Source organism: Comamonas squillarum (assembly GCF_025309455.1).
Classification (GTDB): Bacteria; Pseudomonadota; Gammaproteobacteria; order Burkholderiales; family Burkholderiaceae_C; genus Comamonas; species Comamonas squillarum.
The window spans coordinates 3,812,882-3,829,967 of record NZ_CP104377.1 but is presented as its reverse complement, the minus strand read 5'-3'; the positions used below and the strand labels follow the sequence as shown (position 1 = coordinate 3,829,967).

13 protein-coding genes are annotated in these 17,086 nt (G+C 66.3%); 3 read left to right on the top strand and 10 right to left on the bottom strand.

What is annotated here, in order from left to right; translation table 11 throughout:
- Positions 1-11 precede the first annotated feature (11 nt).
- Both N4T19_RS17545 and N4T19_RS17540 read right to left on the bottom strand, forming a co-directional pair.
- A complete protein-coding gene (locus tag N4T19_RS17545) occupies positions 12-398 on the bottom strand; it encodes an AtuA-related protein (RefSeq protein ID WP_116925491.1) in 387 nt (128 codons plus the stop codon).
- Positions 395-1,780, bottom strand: a complete 1,386-nt coding sequence (locus tag N4T19_RS17540; RefSeq protein WP_116925490.1) for an acyclic terpene utilization AtuA family protein — start codon at positions 1,778-1,780, stop codon at positions 395-397. Before N4T19_RS17540 ends, N4T19_RS17545 begins: the two co-directional genes overlap by 4 nt.
- 80 nt (positions 1,781-1,860) lie before the next feature.
- On the opposite strand from N4T19_RS17540, the gene N4T19_RS17535 reads away from it, so the two are divergent.
- Together N4T19_RS17535 and N4T19_RS17530 are read left to right on the top strand one after the other, a co-directional pair.
- Positions 1,861-2,760 carry a LysR family transcriptional regulator gene (locus tag N4T19_RS17535; RefSeq protein ID WP_260718655.1) on the top strand — a complete coding sequence of 300 codons (900 nt, stop codon included), beginning with the start codon at positions 1,861-1,863 and terminating at the stop codon, positions 2,758-2,760.
- A 22-nt stretch (positions 2,761-2,782) separates the two neighbouring features.
- A complete protein-coding gene (locus N4T19_RS17530) occupies positions 2,783-4,138 on the top strand; it encodes a hypothetical protein (protein ID WP_260718654.1) in 1,356 nt (451 codons plus the stop codon).
- A gap of 54 nt (positions 4,139-4,192) precedes the next feature.
- Here the strand turns inward: N4T19_RS17530 and N4T19_RS17525 are convergent, their stop codons facing one another.
- The 8 genes from N4T19_RS17525 to N4T19_RS17490 all read right to left on the bottom strand — a co-directional run bounded on the left by N4T19_RS17525 (position 4,193) and on the right by N4T19_RS17490 (position 13,034).
- Entirely contained in the window at positions 4,193-5,893 is a 1,701-nt protein-coding gene (locus N4T19_RS17525; RefSeq protein WP_260718653.1) for a glycosyltransferase, read from the bottom strand.
- A 1-nt stretch (position 5,894) separates the two neighbouring features.
- Entirely contained in the window at positions 5,895-7,868 is a 1,974-nt protein-coding gene (locus N4T19_RS17520) for a tetratricopeptide repeat protein (RefSeq protein WP_260718652.1), read from the bottom strand.
- 168 nt (positions 7,869-8,036) lie between these two features.
- Complete coding sequence (locus tag N4T19_RS17515) at positions 8,037-8,438, bottom strand: YkgJ family cysteine cluster protein (protein ID WP_260718651.1); 402 nt, start codon at positions 8,436-8,438, stop codon at positions 8,037-8,039.
- Between the two features lie 116 nt (positions 8,439-8,554).
- Positions 8,555-8,923 carry a Rieske (2Fe-2S) protein gene (locus N4T19_RS17510; RefSeq protein ID WP_116925484.1) on the bottom strand — a complete coding sequence of 123 codons (369 nt, stop codon included), beginning with the start codon at positions 8,921-8,923 and terminating at the stop codon, positions 8,555-8,557.
- Positions 8,924-9,011: 88 nt separating this feature from the next.
- Positions 9,012-10,490 carry a M20 family metallopeptidase gene (locus N4T19_RS17505; protein ID WP_260718650.1) on the bottom strand — a complete coding sequence of 493 codons (1,479 nt, stop codon included), beginning with the start codon at positions 10,488-10,490 and terminating at the stop codon, positions 9,012-9,014.
- 147 nt (positions 10,491-10,637) lie between these two features.
- A complete protein-coding gene (metW, locus tag N4T19_RS17500; RefSeq protein ID WP_260718649.1) occupies positions 10,638-11,225 on the bottom strand; it encodes a methionine biosynthesis protein MetW in 588 nt (195 codons plus the stop codon).
- Positions 11,222-12,391 (bottom strand): homoserine O-succinyltransferase MetX, encoded by a 1,170-nt coding sequence (gene metX, locus N4T19_RS17495; protein ID WP_260718648.1) that lies wholly within the window; start codon positions 12,389-12,391, stop codon positions 11,222-11,224. Before metX ends, metW begins: the two co-directional genes overlap by 4 nt.
- A gap of 151 nt (positions 12,392-12,542) precedes the next feature.
- On the bottom strand, positions 12,543-13,034 hold the full coding sequence (locus tag N4T19_RS17490) for an Lrp/AsnC ligand binding domain-containing protein (protein ID WP_021025653.1): 492 nt from the start codon (positions 13,032-13,034) through the stop codon (positions 12,543-12,545).
- 104 nt (positions 13,035-13,138) lie between these two features.
- Between N4T19_RS17490 and putA the strand changes: the two genes are divergently transcribed.
- Complete coding sequence (gene putA / locus N4T19_RS17485) at positions 13,139-17,002, top strand: trifunctional transcriptional regulator/proline dehydrogenase/L-glutamate gamma-semialdehyde dehydrogenase (protein WP_260718647.1); 3,864 nt, start codon at positions 13,139-13,141, stop codon at positions 17,000-17,002.
- Positions 17,003-17,086 lie beyond the last annotated feature (84 nt).

Here is a 17,086-nt window from a genome sequence, read left to right as displayed (position 1 = left end):
CGGTTGGTTTTTTATTCAGGGGTGGATGGGGGTTCCGCATCGGCCGGGCCCACCAGATGGGCCTGCAAATGCAGCGGCAGCGCGATCGGCATCTGCAGCACGCGAAAGCACAGGGTCTTGCCATGGCTGTCGAGGTTCAGCGCGTCGTTGACGCCGCCGTCCAGCACCTCGTCCAGCACCAGGTTCATCGCCTGCAGTTGGGGCAGCAGGTAGCGCTGCACACGGCTGGGCTGGCGGTCGGCAAACAGCGCGGCCACGGCCGCTTCGCTGACCTGCTCACAGATAACCTCCCACAGCGCGGGATGCCAGGCAATCACGCTGATGTTGGAGCGGTTGCCCTTGTCGCCGGTGCGCCCATGGGCCAGGCGGTACAGCGGGGTGGTGATGCTGTCGGTCATGCGGCGGCCTCCTCTTGCGCAGCCCAGGTAAAGCCCGTGGTAATCAGTGCCTGGGGCACCAGGCAGGACACCATGCCCAGGCGCTGGCGCATATGGCTGCGCACGCCACCGCCACCGGCGGGCCCGCAGCAGTACAGCGCATTGATCTCGCGCGGCAGGCGCGCTGCAGTGGCCTTGTCGGCATGCTGCCAGGCCATGCGCAGGCGCACATCCTGCGATGCGGCTGACAGGTCGGCACCGGCCAGCCAATCGCTGGCATCGTTGCCCCAGACGCTGGTGACACCGATCAGGTCGCTGCGCAGTGGCGCAATGCCCTCAAGGCGCTGGGCAACGGTCTGCGCCGCCAGGCGCGCACGCTCGGCCGCACGGGGGCCGGCATAGGAAATCTCGGCCTCGGCAAACCAGCCCGAGGCATAGCAGGTGTTGACCTTGAGCGCCTCGGGGCGCGGGTGGCCGATGACGCCCTCCAGGCGCACGCGGTTCTCGCCCTCGGCCCGCACCTGGGCCTGGCTGATGTCGGCCACCACATCGGGGGTCAGGTAGCAGCAGGGGTCGTGGATCTCGTAGAGCAACTGTTCCTTGACGGTGGCGGTCGTGATGCAGCCGCCCGTGCCCTCGGGTTTGAAGATGCTGCAGTTGCCGCTGTCGTCGATCTCCGCGATCGGGTAGCCCAGCCGGTCCATGCCTGGCACCTCTTTGTAGCCCGGGTCGGCAAAATAGCCGCCGCTCACCTGGGTGCCGCATTCGAGCAGGTGGCCGGCCATCGTCGCGCGGGCAAGGCGGTCCCAGTCATCCCAGGCCCAGCCAAAATGCGCCATCGCCGGGCCCAGCACCAATGATGGATCAGCCACCCGGCCGCAGACCACGATATCGGCGCCCGCCTGCAGCGCCTCGGCAATCGGCCGCGCGCCGATATAGGCATTGGCGCTGACCAGCGGCTGCTCGGGCATCTGCGCACCCAGCGCCTGGGCCAGCATGGGCCGGTGGGCCGGGCCGCTCAGGTCATCGCCCTGCACCACGGCGATACGGGGCGCGCGCAGGCCCAGGCTGCGCGCCAGCGCGGCAATGGCGCGGGCGGCGCCTTGCGGGTTGGCCGCGCCAAAATTGCTGACGATGCGGATGCGGTGCGCCAGGCAATCAGCCAGCACCGGGCGCAGCAGCTCCACCAGCAAGGGCTCGTAGCCGGCCTCGGGGTCGTCGCGCCGGGCCAGCTGGGCCAGCGCCAGGGTGCGCTCGGCCAGTGTTTCAAAAATCAGAAACGCGGGCTGCTGCAAGGCCACCAGCGCCTGCACCACCGGCGCTGCCGCATCCACCCGGTCGCCTGAAAAGCCAGCCGCGCAGCCAATCAGCATGGCTGCGGGCGGTGTCTTGTCTGTCTGCATAGCATCTCCTGCAGCCCACTATAGAAAAGAGGCTCTATGTTGTGAAATCGATAATTGAGATCGATTAATCTGTAATACAAATGAATCTATCCCAGCGCGACATCCAGGCCTTTTTGGCGCTGGCCAGCCAGAAGAACTTCACCCGAGCCGCCAGCCTGTGCCACCTGTCCCAGCCGGCTTTCAGCGCCCTCATCCGCGCGCTGGAGACCACCGTGGGCCTGCGCCTGTTCGAGCGCAGCACGCGGCATGTGCTGCTGACGCCCGAGGGCGAGCAGTTTCTGTTATCGGCCCAGCGCATCGCAGCCGAATTTGCCGCCTGTGAAAAAGCGATGCGCGCTACCGCCCAGCTTGTCCAGGGCCGGGTCGCCGTCGCGCTGCTCCCGTCGCTGGCCGCTGGCTGGCTGCCGCCGGTGCTGCGCAGCTTTGCCGGCCAGCACCCCGGTGTGCAGCTGCAGGTCTTCGATGTGCTGTCCGAGCCCTGCATTGCCGCGGTGGCCAATGGCGATGCCGACTTCGCACTGGCCGCCATCCGCGCCGACACGCCCGATCTGCGCGCCGAGCCCTTTTGCAGCGACCGCTTTCACCTGGTCTGCCCGGCCAACCACCCGCTGGCCGCGCTGGACGAGGTGCAGCTGCCCGATCTGGCGGCCTGGCCCTTTGTGCACCTGGCCCGGCACAGCAGCGTGCGCCAGTACCTCGATGCCGCCTTTTTCCCGCAGACCATGCAGACCCTGGTGGAGGTCGAGCAGCTGGCCACCGTGATGGGCCTGGTCAAGGCCGGTCTGGGCATCAGCGTGGTGCCGGCCCTGACCTTGTTTCACTTTGCGCAGCCTGGCCTGGTCACCCGGCCGCTGCATCTGCCCGGCATGGACCGCCAGATCTACCTGGTGCGCAGGCGCGAGCCGCAGCTGTCGGTGGCGGCCCAGGCGCTGTACCAATTAATGCAACAAAAACGCCCAGATTTCTCCCATATTGCTTGAGGCCCTCTACACTCCAGCGCTGATGTCCTTGCCTACGATGCCCCCGTTCGCACCGCCTGCACCCGCGATGCCGCTGCCCTACCTGGCGCTGCGCACGCGGGTCGTGTCGCTGTTGGCATGGGCTGCGCTGTTTGCGCTGCTGGCCTGCGCCATGCGCATGCTGCTGAACTACCCCCTGTGCGTCAACGACGAGAAGAACTGGATCGGCATCGCCCAGCAGCTCGACCAGGGCGTGGCCTGGCCGGTCTCGGGGCCTGCCTTTGTCAACACGCTGCGCCAGGCGGCCTGGGTGACCGGCTCCAGCCACGCCGAGGTGATGCCCTGGATGGGGGTCTGCGGCGTGTTTATCGTTGTTGGGGGTCTGAGCTGGGGCTACTACCGCCTGGGGCTCAAGACCTTGGTGCCGGTGTTTGCAACGCTGGCGCTGTCGAGCTATTTCTGGGCGCCCTTGCTTGAGGCTCGCCCGCAGCAATGGGGGCAGCTGGCGGTATTTCTGGGCACCATCTCGGCCTGGCGCTGGCTACAGCACCGGGGCGGCCTGGCCTTTTTTGTCGCGCTGCCTGCCGTCGCCTTTACCCATATCCTGAGTCACGCGGTGCTGGTCTTTCTGTGCCTGGTGCTGGTGGCCACCCATGGCATTACCCAGCGCCGCTGGAGCCTGCGCCACCTGGCCATTGCGCTGCTGTGCATCGCCAGCTTTGCGGTCTATGCCTGGCCCGGCGGGCCTTACACCGATATGCTGCGCGACCTGCGCCAGGCCCATTTCCAGCACTGGCCGCTGAGCCTGCCAGCCTCCTTGGACCTGCTGGTGGCCGTGGCCGCCATGGCCTGGGCCAGCCGCCGCTGGTGGCATGGCGACATCCGCTGGCCCGCTGCAGCCCTGGCCGGCTTGCTGCGCCACCAGCGTGCTGCCGGATGGTCGCTGTGCATCGCAGCGCTGCTGGTGCTCACGATGCAGGCCTATCTGCTGCCACCGGCGGCATGGGCGCCCTATGGCGGCTCCTGGATCCGGTTTGTCGTGTTCCAGTCCGGCAACCTGCTGCTCGCGGGTTTTTTGCTGGTCGGTGCCGGGCGCTGGCTGGGGGGCTTTCACCACCAGCGGATCGATCCGGGCATGGCCCGTTTTCTGGTCTGTGTGCTGGGGGGCGTTGCGCTGCTGGGCCTGCTGGCCGTTGCCGCGTCGTGGTGGCTGCTGGACACCAACTGGATGCTGCGCGTGCTGAACTACGGCATCTTCTTTGCCGCCGCACCTGCGGCACTGGGCATGGAGCATGTCACCCGCCACTGGCCGCGCTGGCGCCGGGGCTTGCTGCTGGGCGCGGGCATGGCCGCCAGTGTGCTGGCAGTGGTGCGCCCGCCCATGCTGCTGGGCTGCTGAGCCAGCCGCCCTGGCAAGAACCTATGCGCTAGACAAGCGCTGGCCAAATGCTGGCTAGGCGCTACGCATGAACAAATGCCCCCCTACCAAGGCGTGGCGTGCACCGGCCCAGGCAGCCATCTCATCGCCCCGCAAGAGCAAGGCATGGCGGCCCAGCTGCAGGTGGCGGACACCACGCCGCGCCAGCCAGCGCTGCCACCAGCCCGCAGGCGGCGCTGGCAGTGGCTCGGCACCCGTCTCGCTCAGCAGATCGGCGGCAGAGCGGATGGACAGGGCGCTAAGCGCCTGCTCAGCGGCGAGCCGCTGGACCAGCGTGATCACCTCGGACCAGCCCAGGTCGGCCAGCGACACCTGCGCCAAGCCGCCCAGAGCCTGCAGATCGGGACTGCGCTGGCCGCTGGCATCGACGCAGAGCAGCAGGCTCTCGGGGTGGGCGGCCTGCCACTGCTGCAGCAGCGGCCATTGCGCGGCCTGCTGCACCACCGCAACCTGTAAGGGCCTGGCCGCTGCGGCCGCCTGGGGCTGGGCAGGTGCCCGCTCACTGGCGGGCAGAATGCTGTCGTAGACCTCAGCAATTCGCCGCTCGCACTGGCCAATGGTGAAATAGGCGTCAGCCGCCTGCTGCGCCGCCAGACCACGCCCGGCCAGCTGTGCCTTGGCGGCTAGCGCCTGGCGCATGGCCTCTTTCCAGGCCTGCACCTGGTCGGGGGCATAGCACTGGCCGCTGCCCGACTGCCCCACCACCCAGGACATGCCCGAGCCATCCAAGTCGGAGGCAATGCAGGGCTTGCCATGCTGCATGGCTTCGATCAGTACCAGGCCAAAGGCCTCGGTGCGCTCACGCGAGGCCAGCGCAAAGATATCGCAGCTGTTGAACAGCGCATGCTTTTGCGCCTCACTGACCTGGCCGAGCAGCTGGACGTTGGCGCAGCCTTGCTGGGCGCGCTCGCGCGCAATCAGCGCTTCGAGTTCCTTGCGCTGCTCACCTTCACCGGCAATGATCAGCTGCACATCGGCAAAGCCGGCCACGGCCGAGATGAGGGTGTCAAAGCCCTTGTAGTAGGTCAGCCGGCCGACCGACAGCACGCGCAGCCGGGCATCGCCCCAGAGCTGCAGCTGTGGGGCCTCGGCCTGTGCCTGCTCCAGCACCCCCTGGCCCAGCGGCTTCAGGCCCAGCGGGATCGCCAAGGTCTTGAACAGCCAGCGCTGCAGCGGAACGCTGGCGGCCATGTAAGGCGGCGAGGTGGCGAGGATGGCCGCGCTTTGCCGCAGCAGCTTGGTCTCGAAGGGCCGGTAGACCTGGTAGCACAGCTGCAGCAGGCTATCCCATTTCGAGATCAGCACATCCGAGTGCCAGTGCGTGACCCAGGCCACCCGGCGCGCGGCGGGCATGATGAGCGCCCAGAACGCCGCATTGTTGGGCATGTGCAGATGCAGCACATCGGGTTGGAAGCCGCGAATGGCCCGGTGCAGCGCCAGCGGAAAGCCCAGCGCAATCGGCGCGAACACCAGGGTGATCTGCACCGGCACGCGGATGAGCCAGGGCGGGTCCTCGGGTAGCGGATCGCCATGCACGACCGCGCGGGCGTCGATGCCGTTGGCGCGCTGCTGCTCGATCAGATCGGCCAGAAACGATTCCATGCCGCCCCGGTACGGCGGGTAGAACTTGCCCACATGCAGCACGCGCTGCGGCGCATCGCCCGCCTGTGCATGCAAGGGCGCAGCCTGGGGCCGGCCCAGCCAATGGCGCAGCATGTTATTGGCCGCCCTGCAATTGCTGCAGCAGGCGCTGGTAGACCGGGTTGGCCGGGTCCATGGCGCTGGCGCGTTGCAGGTTGGCAATGGCCTGGGCACGGTCGCCCTGCTCGCGGTAGGCCAGGGCCTTGCCGTAGTAGGCGGGGGGGTTGGGCTGGCGCGAGAGCGACGCATCAAAGATCTGCAAGGCCTGCGCAAAATCGCGCTTGCCAATGAACGCAATGCCCAGGCCCACCTCCAGGCGGGTGTTGCCCGGCGACATCTGCAGCAGGCGCTGGTAGTTCGCAATGGCCACGTCGTAGTGGCCCGAGGGGATGGCAACCTCGGCCTGCTCCAGCAAGATCTTGGGCAGCAGGACGTCTTCGGGCTTCATCGCCAGGGCCTTGGCATAGCTTTGGAACGCCGGCTCCATCTGCTGCGTCATCTTGTAGGCCGTGGCCTGGTGGTAGGCCAGCGCCGCATTGTCAAAGCCTTGCTTTTGGGCGCTGTCAAACGCGGCCAGCGCCTCGGGGTAGCGCTTGAGCAGCTCCAGGGTCATGCCGCGGTTGAACTGTGCCGAGCCCAGGGGTTCTTGCAGCGCAACCGCTTTGTCAAAGTCCTGCAGCGCCTGCTCGTAGATCAGGTTTTCCAGCAGCGACGCACCCCGGTTGATAAAGGGGCGCCAGCGGCCAAAGGCGTTGAAGGGGGCCTGCTCGTCCACCTTCTGGGCGGCATCGCTCCAGGCGCTGTACTCAGACTTGAGGCTCAGGCTGCGCTCCGTGGCCAGGGCCGTCAGCACCAGGCCAGCGGCGCAGGCGATGGCCACCATCAGCTTGCGCGGAAACAGCAGCAGCACCAGCGCGAGCAAGGCCGGCAGCAGCATCGCCCAGATATAGCTGCGGTAGAGCACAAAGGGGTCTTGCAACCAGCTGGTGACAAACTCAGTGCTGAACAGCAGCGCCGTGCAAAGCAGCACCAGGCCCACCAGGCCCCAGGCATCACGTTTGCGCAGCAGCAGGACCGCGCTGCCAATCACCAGTGCCACATAGCCCAGGCCACCCAGCAGATGGGGCAGGCTGACAAAGCTCAGCGGGAAGACCGGGCGCAGGTCCAGCGCCATCCACTGCACATTGGGCAGCAGCCACAGCAGGCCGTACTGGAAAAACAGCTTGCCCTGGTTGAGCAGGCTGAGCGGGTAGATCGACGAGGTGATGCCTGGCTGCAGCTGCTCGAGCTGGCGCACATAGGCCCAGGAGGTGTCATCGGTGGCGACAGCGCCGACAAAGGCGCCCAGCTGCGTCCACAGCAGCGCGGTGAACAGCCCGATCAGCACGGCAATCGCCACGGCGATCGCCAGCAGCTTCTTCCACGAAGGCCGTTTGACAAACACATACAGCGGCAAGGCGAGTGCCGGCAGCACCACCGCATGCTCTTTGCTCATCAACGCGCAGAGCAGGAAAACCACGGCCAGCGCCGCCCATTGCAGCCCCGCCCCCGCCAAGGCGCGGATATACGCCCAGCAGGCCAGCGCGGAAAACAGGGTCATCATCACCATGCTGCGCTGGATCAGATAACCGACGGCATATACGCCCACCGGGTGCACGGCAAACAGCGCCACTGCGGCAAATATCGCCATCCGGATATTGGTGTCAAAACCCGGCTCTGCCCGCGCCTCGTCCGAAAACTGGGTGTGTTTGAACAGTGCCGACACCAGCAGCCATATTGCATAGCAAGTGGCCAGGTGCAGCACGATATTGACGACCCGCTGCACGGCCATACTCTCGCCAAAGAGCGACTGCACCCAGACAAAGCTGCCATAGGACAGCATGCGCACCTTGGGCTCGAGCAAGCTGCCATAACGGCCAAAAATGGTGCCGTCCGACAGCCGGCCATCGTCGAACACCAGGCCGTTGTGCAGGCCCAGGCCATAAATCGTGAGGACGGCGGCCAGGAGCGCCAGCACGCCCAACGACCAGAAAATTTTTGATTTTTGCATTGGCTAGTTGGCTTGAGAAAATGCCTTCGCCCTGCGTTGGCAGGGCCTGCGCAACACCTGCAGCAGGTGCGCGAGCCATTCTAGAGGACTATTTACCCTCTGTATAAAGCGCTCGGGGCGCTGAGCCAACAGGTCGGCCGGAGCGGCCCCCGATAATCGGCCCAGGATTTATTGCAAATCTTTGTGCCCATAGGCACAAAACCCTGGCTTGGGGCCTTTTTTGGGGTGCAGGCGGCAGGTTTCGGGCCGCTTGTCATACACGGTGCAGCGGCGCGCCACCGGGTCGAGAAACTGGCAGTCGCCACTGGCGCGGCGCGCCATCGTGAAGATATTGTTCTTGGGGTTGTAGTGGTCGATCAGCCGGGCCTTGAGCAGGCGCTTGGCGATCAGCTTGTGCGCGATGTTGTCCACTTCAAAGGCGTCCACCAGGCCCAGGCGCACCAGATCGGGCAGTTGCACCTCCAGCGGCATCGTGCAGCAGTTGGCCGCGCAGCTGTCGCAGAGACCGGCCTTGTACTTGGTCCAGGTCTCCAGGCGGTCAACATCAACAATTCGGATCGGGGATTTCATGGCGGGGCGCTGCGCAAGCGGCATGGCAGGAGTGGCCGCTTATTTTGAAGGGCGCCAGTATCGCGCCAAAAGGATGCCGTGGGAGCGCACTGGGGCTTGGCGAGCCGGGCAGAGGTTCAACCGTGCTTGAGCCACACCGCGCCATCGCGCTCTTCGACCGCCACCGCATCCAGGCTGGCGCCCCGGCAGGGGCCGCCCACGCATTTGCCGGTATCGGGCTGGTAGATGGCGCCGTGGTAGGGGCAGAGGATGAACTGGCGGCCGCTCTCCAGAATGTCGCCATCAAAGTCCATGGGCACGCTGGCGTGCTGGCACTCGTTGATCCAGCCGTGCAGCTGGCCCTGCCAGCGGATCACAAAGGCCTTCTGGCCGTTGGGCAGCTGAAAGAAAAAGGGCTTGCCGTTGTCCTGCAGGTCGGCGCTGGCACCCAGGGGTTCGGTGCCGTCAAACAAGATCGTGGGCGTGGGGGCGGTGGGCTCGGTCATGGCGGGCGCGTAGTCTTTATGGTCAAAAACAAAAGGCAGCCGCCCCATGCACATCGGCACGCGGCGGCTGCCCGGGGGCTGGCTGTATTTATGCGCTGGCAGCCGTGGTGGGCATGCAGGCAATCACCTGGGCCACGGCGGCGGTCAGCTTCTTGGCATAAGGCACATGCAGGAACTCATTGGGCCCGTGTGCATTGCTCTTGGGGCCCAGCACGCCGCAGACCATCATCTGCGCCTTGGGGAAGCCGGCGCTGAGCATACCCATCAGCGGGATCGAGCCGCCCTGACCGATAAAGCCGCAGTCGGCGCCAAAGTGCGCGCGGCTCGATTGGTTGAGCGCGTTCAGGAACCAGTCGCTGGTGTTGGGCGCATTCCAGCCATTGGCACCGCTGGCCCCTTCCCAGGTGACCTTGGCTTGGTAGGGTGCATTGTCTTCGAGCAAGGTCTTGAGCTCTTGCATGCACTGCGTGGCATCGACCAGCGGGGGCAGGCGCAGGCTCAGCTTGAACGCGGTATAGGGGCGCAGCACATTGCCGGCATCCTGCAGCGCAGGCAGCCCTTCGGCGCCGGTAACGGACAAGGTCGGCTCCCAGGTGCGCTTGAGCAGCGCCTGCGTGGGGTCGGTGGTGGTGGGCAGCGCAAACAGGCTCGAGCCATTGCAGTCAAAATGCGCCCAGGGGAAACGCTTGTACAGCTCGTCACCCAGAATGCCGGCCGTGGCCTGCGCCTGGGCCAGGCGCTCAGCCGGTACCGCGCAGTGAAAGCTCTCGGGCAGCAGGCGGCCGGTCTTGCTGTCTTCGAGGCGGTCGAGCACCTGGCGCATGATGCGGAAAGACGAGGGCACAACGCCCGAGGCATCGCCCGAGTGCACGCCTTCGGTGAGGATCTCCACCTTCAAGGTACCTGCGACCATGCCGCGCAGGCTGGTGGTCAGCCACAGCTGGTCGTAGTTGCCCGCGCCGCTATCGAGGCAGATGACCAGGCCCACATCCCCCAGGCGGGGCTTGAGCATGTCGATATAGACCGGCAGGTCGCCCGAGCCACTTTCCTCGCAGGTCTCGATCAGGCCGACAATGCGCGGGTGCGGCACATTCTGGCGCTTGAGCTCCTGGATGGCGGCCACGCTGGCATAGGTGGCATAGCCGTCATCGGCGCCGCCCCGGCCATAGAGCTTGCCGTCTTCGTATTTGGGGGTCCAGGGGCCCAGGTCATTGCGCCAGCCGGAGAACTCGGGCTGCTTGTCCAGGTGGCCATACATCAGCACGGTCTGCGTGCTCTGGGCCTGGGTGGCAGGCACTTCAAAGAACAGCACCGGCGTGCGGCCCGGCACGCGCACCACCTCCAGCGTCAGCCCCTCGACCTTCTGCGCCTCGATCCAGGTGGCGGCATTGCGCACCACCGTGTCGATGAAACCATGCTGCTCCCAGTTGCCATCAAAGCCCGGCGACTTGGCGGGGATGGCGATGTAGTCGGTCAGCTGGCGAAGGATATCGCGGTCCCACTGCTGGCTGATGTGGCTCAAGGCCGCATTGGCTTGCAGATGGGCGGCGTCTAGGCGGGCGTTCATGGGTGAATCTCCTGGAGGTGCTGCCACGACAAGGGCAGCCGCAGGCATAAGCGTACCAGCGCCAGCGCCGCCCGGCTATCGCCTCGGGCAAAGCCCTGCTGCCGTCATCCAGCGCAGGGCCCGGCCGGGCAAGGCCCGCAGTGCGGCTCAGGCGTGCTCGAAGTGGAACACCGCCGTGCCCGCGCGGGCATTGGGCAGCCAGCGCCGCACCTCACCATTTTGCAGGCCAAAGCTATCAAGAATACGCAGCTTGTTCTTGAGCGCCAGCACCTCAAAATCCTTGAAGGTGCCCACGCGGATATTGGGCGTGTCGTACCACTGGTAAGGCAGGCGCTTGGTCACCGGCATGCGGCCTTTCAGGATGGACAAGCGGTTGGGCCAGTGCGCAAAGTTGGGAAAGGCGACGACGCCCTGCTTGCCGATGCGCGCGGTCTCGCGCAGCATCACCTCGACATTGCGCAGATGCTGCAAGGTGTCAATCTGCAGCACCATATCAAAGCTGTTGTCCTCGAAGATGGCCAGGCCGTCTTCCAGGTTCAGCTGCAGCACGTTCACGCCCCGGCGCACGCAGGCGAGCACATTGGCGTCGTCAAACTCGATGCCATAGCCGCTGCACTGGCGCTCGCGCTGCAGGTAGGCCAGCAAGCTGCCATCGCCGCAGCCCAGGTCCAGCACGCGTGCGCCCAGCGGCACCAGGTTGGCAATGGCTTGAAAGGTGGAAGAAGCTTCGGTCATGCGGCCTCCTGGGCGCTGGGCTGGCCGGCGCTCAGTTCGCGGGCCATGTTCTCGAAATAGGAGCGCATCACGCCCATGTAGCGCGCGTCATCCAGCAAAAAGGCGTCATGCCCATGGGGCGCGTCAATCTCGGCGTAGCTGACGGTGCGGCGGTTGTCGAGCAAGGCCTTGACGATCTCGCGGCTGCGCGCCGGCGAAAAGCGCCAATCGGTGCTGAAGCTCACCAGCATGAAGCGGGCCTTGGCGCCGGCCAGCGCCTGGGTCAGGTCGCCGCCAAAAGGCTTGGCCGGGTCAAAGTAGTCGAGCGCACGGGTGATCAGCAAATAGGTATTGGCGTCGAAGTAGTCGCTGAACTTGTCGCCCTGGTAGCGCAGATAGCTCTCGATCTGGAACTCCACATCCTGGGTGCTGTATTTGAGATCCATGCCTTCGCGCAGCTGGCGGCCGAACTTCTGGTTCATCACATCGTCACTCAGGTAGGTGATGTGGCCGATCATGCGGGCAATGCGCAGGCCGCGCTTGGGGATCACGCCGTGGCGGTAGAAGTGGCCGCCGTGGAAGTCCGGGTCGGTCACGATGGCGCGGCGGGCCACCTCGTTGAACGCAATGTTCTCGGCCGACAGACAGGGCGCGCTGGCCACCACCACCGCATGGCGCATGCGGTCGGGGTACTGCAAGGTCCAGGACAGTGCCTGCATGCCGCCCAGGCTGCCGCCCAGCACGGCGGCCAGTTGCGTGATGCCCAGGCGGTCGAGCAGCAGCGCCTGGGCATTGACCCAGTCCTCCACCGTCACCACCGGGAAATCGGCGCCATAGACCTGGTCCGTGTCCTTGTCTGCATCCGGATTGCGGTGCATGGGCCCAGTGGAGCCAAAGCAGGAGCCCAGGTTGTTGACGCCGATGACAAAGAACTGATTGGTATCGACCGGCTTGCCCGGGCCGATCATGTTGTCCCACCAGCCCTCGCTCTTGGGCTGGCCCTCGTAGTAGCCGGCCACATGGTGCGAGGCGTTGAGCGCATGGCACACCAGGATGGCGTTGGAGCGGTCGGCATTGAGCTGGCCGTAGGTCTCGTAGGCCAGGTGGTAGTCGCGGATGGAGGCGCCACTTTGGAGCGGGAGCGCCTCCGGGAAATGCATTGATTGGGGTGTCGCAACGAATGACATAAAAAACCCGGCAACGCTAAAAACGAGGCCGGGTCGATGGAATGCAGTCGCCTACCGAGTCTTTAGCTGGATTTATAAAGCGCCCGCAAGCTGAAGCAAATCGGCGCCGTGAAATCTCAGTGTACTGCAAATCGGCCGCGCATGGGCTGCATCAACTGCCGCCCAGGTAGAGCCGGTTGGAGCTTTTGACCTCTTCCATCACCGCGTAGGTGCGGGTCTCGCGTACGCCGGGCAGCTGCCACAAAACCTCGCCGGCAAAGTGGCGGTAGTGGTTCATGTCGGCCACGCGGATCTTGACCAGGTAGTCAAAGCCGCCAGCCACCATATGGCACTCCATGATCTCGGGCCGCACCTGCACCGCCGCCTTGAACTCGTCAAACACATTGGGGGTCGTGCGGTCGAGCAGCACCTCGATGAAGACCAGCATCGCCGCGCCCAGCTTTTGCGGGTTCAAGCGCGCCTCGTAGCCGGTGATATAGCCTTCCTTGGTCAGGCGCTGCACGCGGGCCAGCACCGCCGTGGCCGACAGCGACACCGCCTCGGCCAGCTTCAGGTTGGAGATGCGGCCGTCGCGCTGCAGCACAGCCAGAATACGCAGATCGATGCGGTCCAGGTCCTCCGGTGGGTCGATGATGGCGGTCATGGGCTGAATTTTTCACTAAGAATGGGCCACATTATGGAGAGAAATTCAAACCATAAACGATCACACTGGCGGCATTCACTATCTACTTGCTAACCGAGCCCGCCATGACTGCCAATGCCGTTGTTGACAACCAGCCCACCACCACCTCGTCCCTTTCGGCCGCAGACAGCAGCCCATCTGGCGCAAGCGCTCCTGTTTTTAATGAGCTGGTGTCGGCACTGCAGCCCGCCTCGGCGCTGCGCGCGGCCATCACCGCCGCCTACCGCAAGCCCGAGCCCGAGGCCCTGCAAGCGCTGCTGCCCCAGGCCACGCCGCCCGCCGCCATCGCCCAGGCGGGCGACGCGTTGGCGCTGCAGCTGGCCCGCAGCCTGCGCGAGCGCAAGGCCGACAGCGGCCGCTCCGGCCTGGTGCAAGGCCTGCTGCAGGAGTTTGCGCTGTCGTCGCAAGAAGGCATTGCGCTGATGTGCCTGGCCGAGGCGCTGCTGCGCATCCCGGACACGGCCACCCGCGATGTGCTGATCCGCGACAAGATCGCCCACGGCCAGTGGAAGGCCCATGTGGGCAAGAGCCCGTCGATGTTCGTCAACGCCGCCGCCTGGGGCCTGGTGCTGACCGGCAAGCTGGTCGCCACGCACAGCGAAGGCTCGCTGGGCCAGTCGCTCACCCGCCTCATTGGCCGGGGCGGCGAGCCGCTGATCCGCAAGGGCGTGGACATGGCCATGCGCATGATGGGCGAGCAGTTCGTCACCGGCGAGACGATTGGCGAGGCGCTGAAGAACGCCGAGCGCCTGGAGGCCAAGGGCTTCCGCTACTCCTACGACATGCTGGGCGAAGCGGCGATGACCAGCGATGACGCCAAGCGCTACCTGCGCGACTATGAAAACGCCATCCATGCGATCGGCAAGGCCAGCCATGGCCGGGGCGTCTACGAAGGCCCGGGCATCTCGATCAAGCTGTCGGCGCTGCACCCGCGCTACAGCCGCGCCCAGTACGACCGCGTGATGGCCGAGCTCTACCCGGTGGTGCTGCAGCTGGCCGTGCTGGCCAAGGGCTACAACATCGGTCTCAATATCGACGCCGAAGAAGCCGACCGCCTGGAGCTGTCGCTGGACCTGCTGGAAAAGCTCTGCTTTGCGCCCGAGCTGGCCGGCTTTGCCGGCATCGGCTTTGTCGTGCAGGCCTACCAAAAGCGCTGCCCCTATGTGCTGGACTTCATCATCGACCTGGCCCGCCGCAGCCAGCACCGGCTGATGGTGCGCCTGGTCAAGGGCGCCTACTGGGACAGCGAGATCAAGCGCGCCCAGATCGACGGCCTGGAAGGCTACCCGGTCTACACCCGCAAGGCCTATACCGATGTGTCCTACCTAGCCTGCGCGCGCCAGCTGCTGGCCGCACCCGATGCGGTCTACCCCCAGTTCGCCACGCACAACGCCCACACCTTGGCCACCATCTACCACCTGGCCGACCCGGCCCGCTACCAGCCCGGGCAGTACGAGTTCCAGTGCCTGCACGGCATGGGCGAGCCGCTGTACGAGCAGGTCGTGGGCCGCAACGCCAGCGAGAACCTGGGCCGCCCCTGCCGCATCTATGCACCCGTGGGCACGCATGAAACCCTGCTGGCCTACCTGGTGCGCCGCCTGCTGGAGAACGGCGCCAACACCAGCTTTGTGAACCGCATCGCCGACCAGGACATCCCCCTGGCCAAGCTGGTGGAAAACCCCGTGACCACCGCCCAGCAGTGGGCGCAGAGCGAAGGCCAGCTGGGCCTGCCCAACCCGCACATTGCCCAGCCGCGCGCGCTGTATGGCGCAAGCCGCAGCAATTCGGCAGGGCTCGACCTGTCCAACGACGACCGCCTGCGCGCGCTGCAGAACGACCTGCAGGCCAGCGCCCAGATGGCCTGGCATGCCCAGCCGATGCTGGCCGATGGCGCGCCCGCATCCACCCAGGCCAGCGAGCCGGTGCTGAACCCGGCTGACCACGGCGACCAGGTCGGCAGCGTCACGCAGGCGTCGACCGAGCAGGTGGAATTTGCGCTGGCCGCCGCCCAGGCCGCCGCTGCCCGCTGGCAGGCCACCGCGCCCGCCCAGCGTGCTGACTGCCTGGCCAAAGCTGGTGATCTGCTCGAAGCACATATGCCCACCTTGATGGGCGTGCTGGTGCGCGAGGCCGGCAAGACCTGCTCCAACGCGATTGCCGAAGTGCGTGAGGCCGTGGACTTTCTGCGCTTTTACGCCGCCCAGGTGCGCAGCTGGGGCCAGGCGGATTACCAGGCGCTGGGCCCGGTGGTTTGCATCAGCCCCTGGAACTTCCCGCTGGCCATCTTCAGCGGCCAGATTGCCGCCGCGCTGGCTGCCGGCAACACCGTGCTGGCCAAGCCGGCCGAGCAGACCCCGCTGATCGCGGCTGCCGCCGTGCAGGCGCTGTGGCAGGCCGGCGTGCCGCGCGATGTGCTGCAGCTGCTGCCGGGCACCGGCGAGACCGTGGGCTCCCGCCTGGTGGGCGACCACCGCGTGCAGGCCGTCATGTTCACCGGCTCGACCGAAGTGGCGCGCATTCTGCAAAAGACGCTGGCCCAGCGCCTCGACGCCCAAGGCCAGCCCGTCACCCTGGTGGCCGAGACCGGCGGCCAGAACGCGATGATCGTGGACTCGTCCGCGCTGGCCGAGCAGGTCGTGGTCGATGTGCTGTCCTCGGCCTTTGACTCGGCCGGCCAGCGCTGCTCGGCGCTGCGCGTGCTGTGCGTACAGGAAGAAGCGGCCGACCGCCTGCTGCACATGCTGCGCGGCGCGATGCAGGAGCTCCAGCTGGGCAACCCCTGCCAGCTCAAGACCGATGTCGGCCCCGTCATCGACGCCGAGGCCAAGGGCGTCATCGACCAGCACATTGCCCGCATGCAGGCCGCTGGCCACCAGGTCTGGCAAAACAGTGGCGCCAGCGCGCAAGGCACCTTTGTGCCGCCCACGGTGATCGCCATCGGCCAGCTCTCCGAGCTCAAGCGCGAAGTCTTCGGCCCGGTGCTGCATGTGCTGCGCTACCGCCGCGAGAACCTGCCCCAGCTGCTGGCCGACATCAATGCCACCGGCTATGCGCTCACCCTGGGCCTGCACACCCGCATTGACGAGACCATTGCCCAGGTGGTCAACGCTGCGCATGCCGGCAATATCTATGTGAACCGCAATATCGTCGGCGCCGTCGTCGGTGTGCAGCCCTTTGGCGGCGAAGGCCTGTCGGGCACGGGCCCCAAGGCCGGCGGCCCGCTGTACATGCTGCGCCTGCTCAGCCGCATGCCGGCCACGGCCACCGTGGATGCGCTCGCCCACCTACCGCGCATGGCCGGTAGCGAGGCCCCGGCCGCCAGCACCGGCCAGCGCGGTAATGCCCATGGCCTGGAACAGGCCGATGCCGCCCCCGCCGCTGGGCTGGAGGCGCTGCAAAGCTGGGCCAGCCAGCAAGGCCAGGGCGATCTGGCAGCGCTGTGCCAGCGCTATGCCGCCCATACCGGCAACGGCTTTGCGGCCGAGCTGCCCGGCCCTACCGGTGAGCGCAATCTGTATGTGCTGAGTGGCCGCGAGCGCGTGGCCTGCGTGGCCAGCACCAGCAGCCTGCTGCTGGCCCAGCTCGCCGCCGTGCTCGCCGCGGGCTCCACCGCCGTGTGGCCCGCAGGCAGCAGCCAAGCCAGCCTGCTGGCCCAATTGCCCGCCTCGGTGCGTGCCTCGGTGCAGCTGTCTGCGCACAGCGAGCAGGCCTTTGTGCAGTCCGAAGCCTTTGATGCGCTGATCGTTGATGCCGCCAGCGGCTGGCTGCCCACGGCCAGCACCTTGGCGGGCCGCGCCGGCGCCATCGTGCCGATCACCGCCCAGGCTGCCGACGGCAGCGTGCCGCTGTTCCGCCTGCTGGCCGAGCATGCCATCAGCATCAACACGGCTGCGGCTGGCGGCAATGCCAGCCTGATGACCTTGGACTAACGCTGAGGCTTGGGGGGGCGCCCCATGGAAAAAGGGCTGGAGATCGCAAGATCCCAGCCCTTTGAGTTGGTGCGTTGCTAGTGT

Bases quoted from the DNA above. Each gene is read 5' to 3' on its own strand.
- N4T19_RS17510 (WP_116925484.1), bottom strand. From the start codon at position 8,923: ATGACCGAGCCCACCGCCCCCACGCCCACGATCTTGTTTGACGGCACC.
- N4T19_RS17515 (WP_260718651.1), bottom strand. From the start codon at position 8,438: ATGAAATCCCCGATCCGAATTGTTGATGTTGACCGCCTGGAGACCTGG.
- putA (WP_260718647.1), top strand. From the start codon at position 13,139: ATGACTGCCAATGCCGTTGTTGACAACCAGCCCACCACCACCTCGTCC.
- metX (WP_260718648.1), bottom strand. From the start codon at position 12,391: ATGTCATTCGTTGCGACACCCCAATCAATGCATTTCCCGGAGGCGCTC.
- N4T19_RS17535 (WP_260718655.1), top strand. From the start codon at position 1,861: ATGAATCTATCCCAGCGCGACATCCAGGCCTTTTTGGCGCTGGCCAGC.
- N4T19_RS17530 (WP_260718654.1), top strand. From the start codon at position 2,783: ATGTCCTTGCCTACGATGCCCCCGTTCGCACCGCCTGCACCCGCGATG.
- N4T19_RS17525 (WP_260718653.1), bottom strand. From the start codon at position 5,893: ATGCTGCGCCATTGGCTGGGCCGGCCCCAGGCTGCGCCCTTGCATGCA.
- N4T19_RS17545 (WP_116925491.1), bottom strand. From the start codon at position 398: ATGACCGACAGCATCACCACCCCGCTGTACCGCCTGGCCCATGGGCGC.
- N4T19_RS17540 (WP_116925490.1), bottom strand. From the start codon at position 1,780: ATGCAGACAGACAAGACACCGCCCGCAGCCATGCTGATTGGCTGCGCG.
- metW (WP_260718649.1), bottom strand. From the start codon at position 11,225: ATGACCGAAGCTTCTTCCACCTTTCAAGCCATTGCCAACCTGGTGCCG.
- N4T19_RS17490 (WP_021025653.1), bottom strand. From the start codon at position 13,034: ATGACCGCCATCATCGACCCACCGGAGGACCTGGACCGCATCGATCTG.
- N4T19_RS17505 (WP_260718650.1), bottom strand. From the start codon at position 10,490: ATGAACGCCCGCCTAGACGCCGCCCATCTGCAAGCCAATGCGGCCTTG.
- N4T19_RS17520 (WP_260718652.1), bottom strand. From the start codon at position 7,868: ATGCAAAAATCAAAAATTTTCTGGTCGTTGGGCGTGCTGGCGCTCCTG.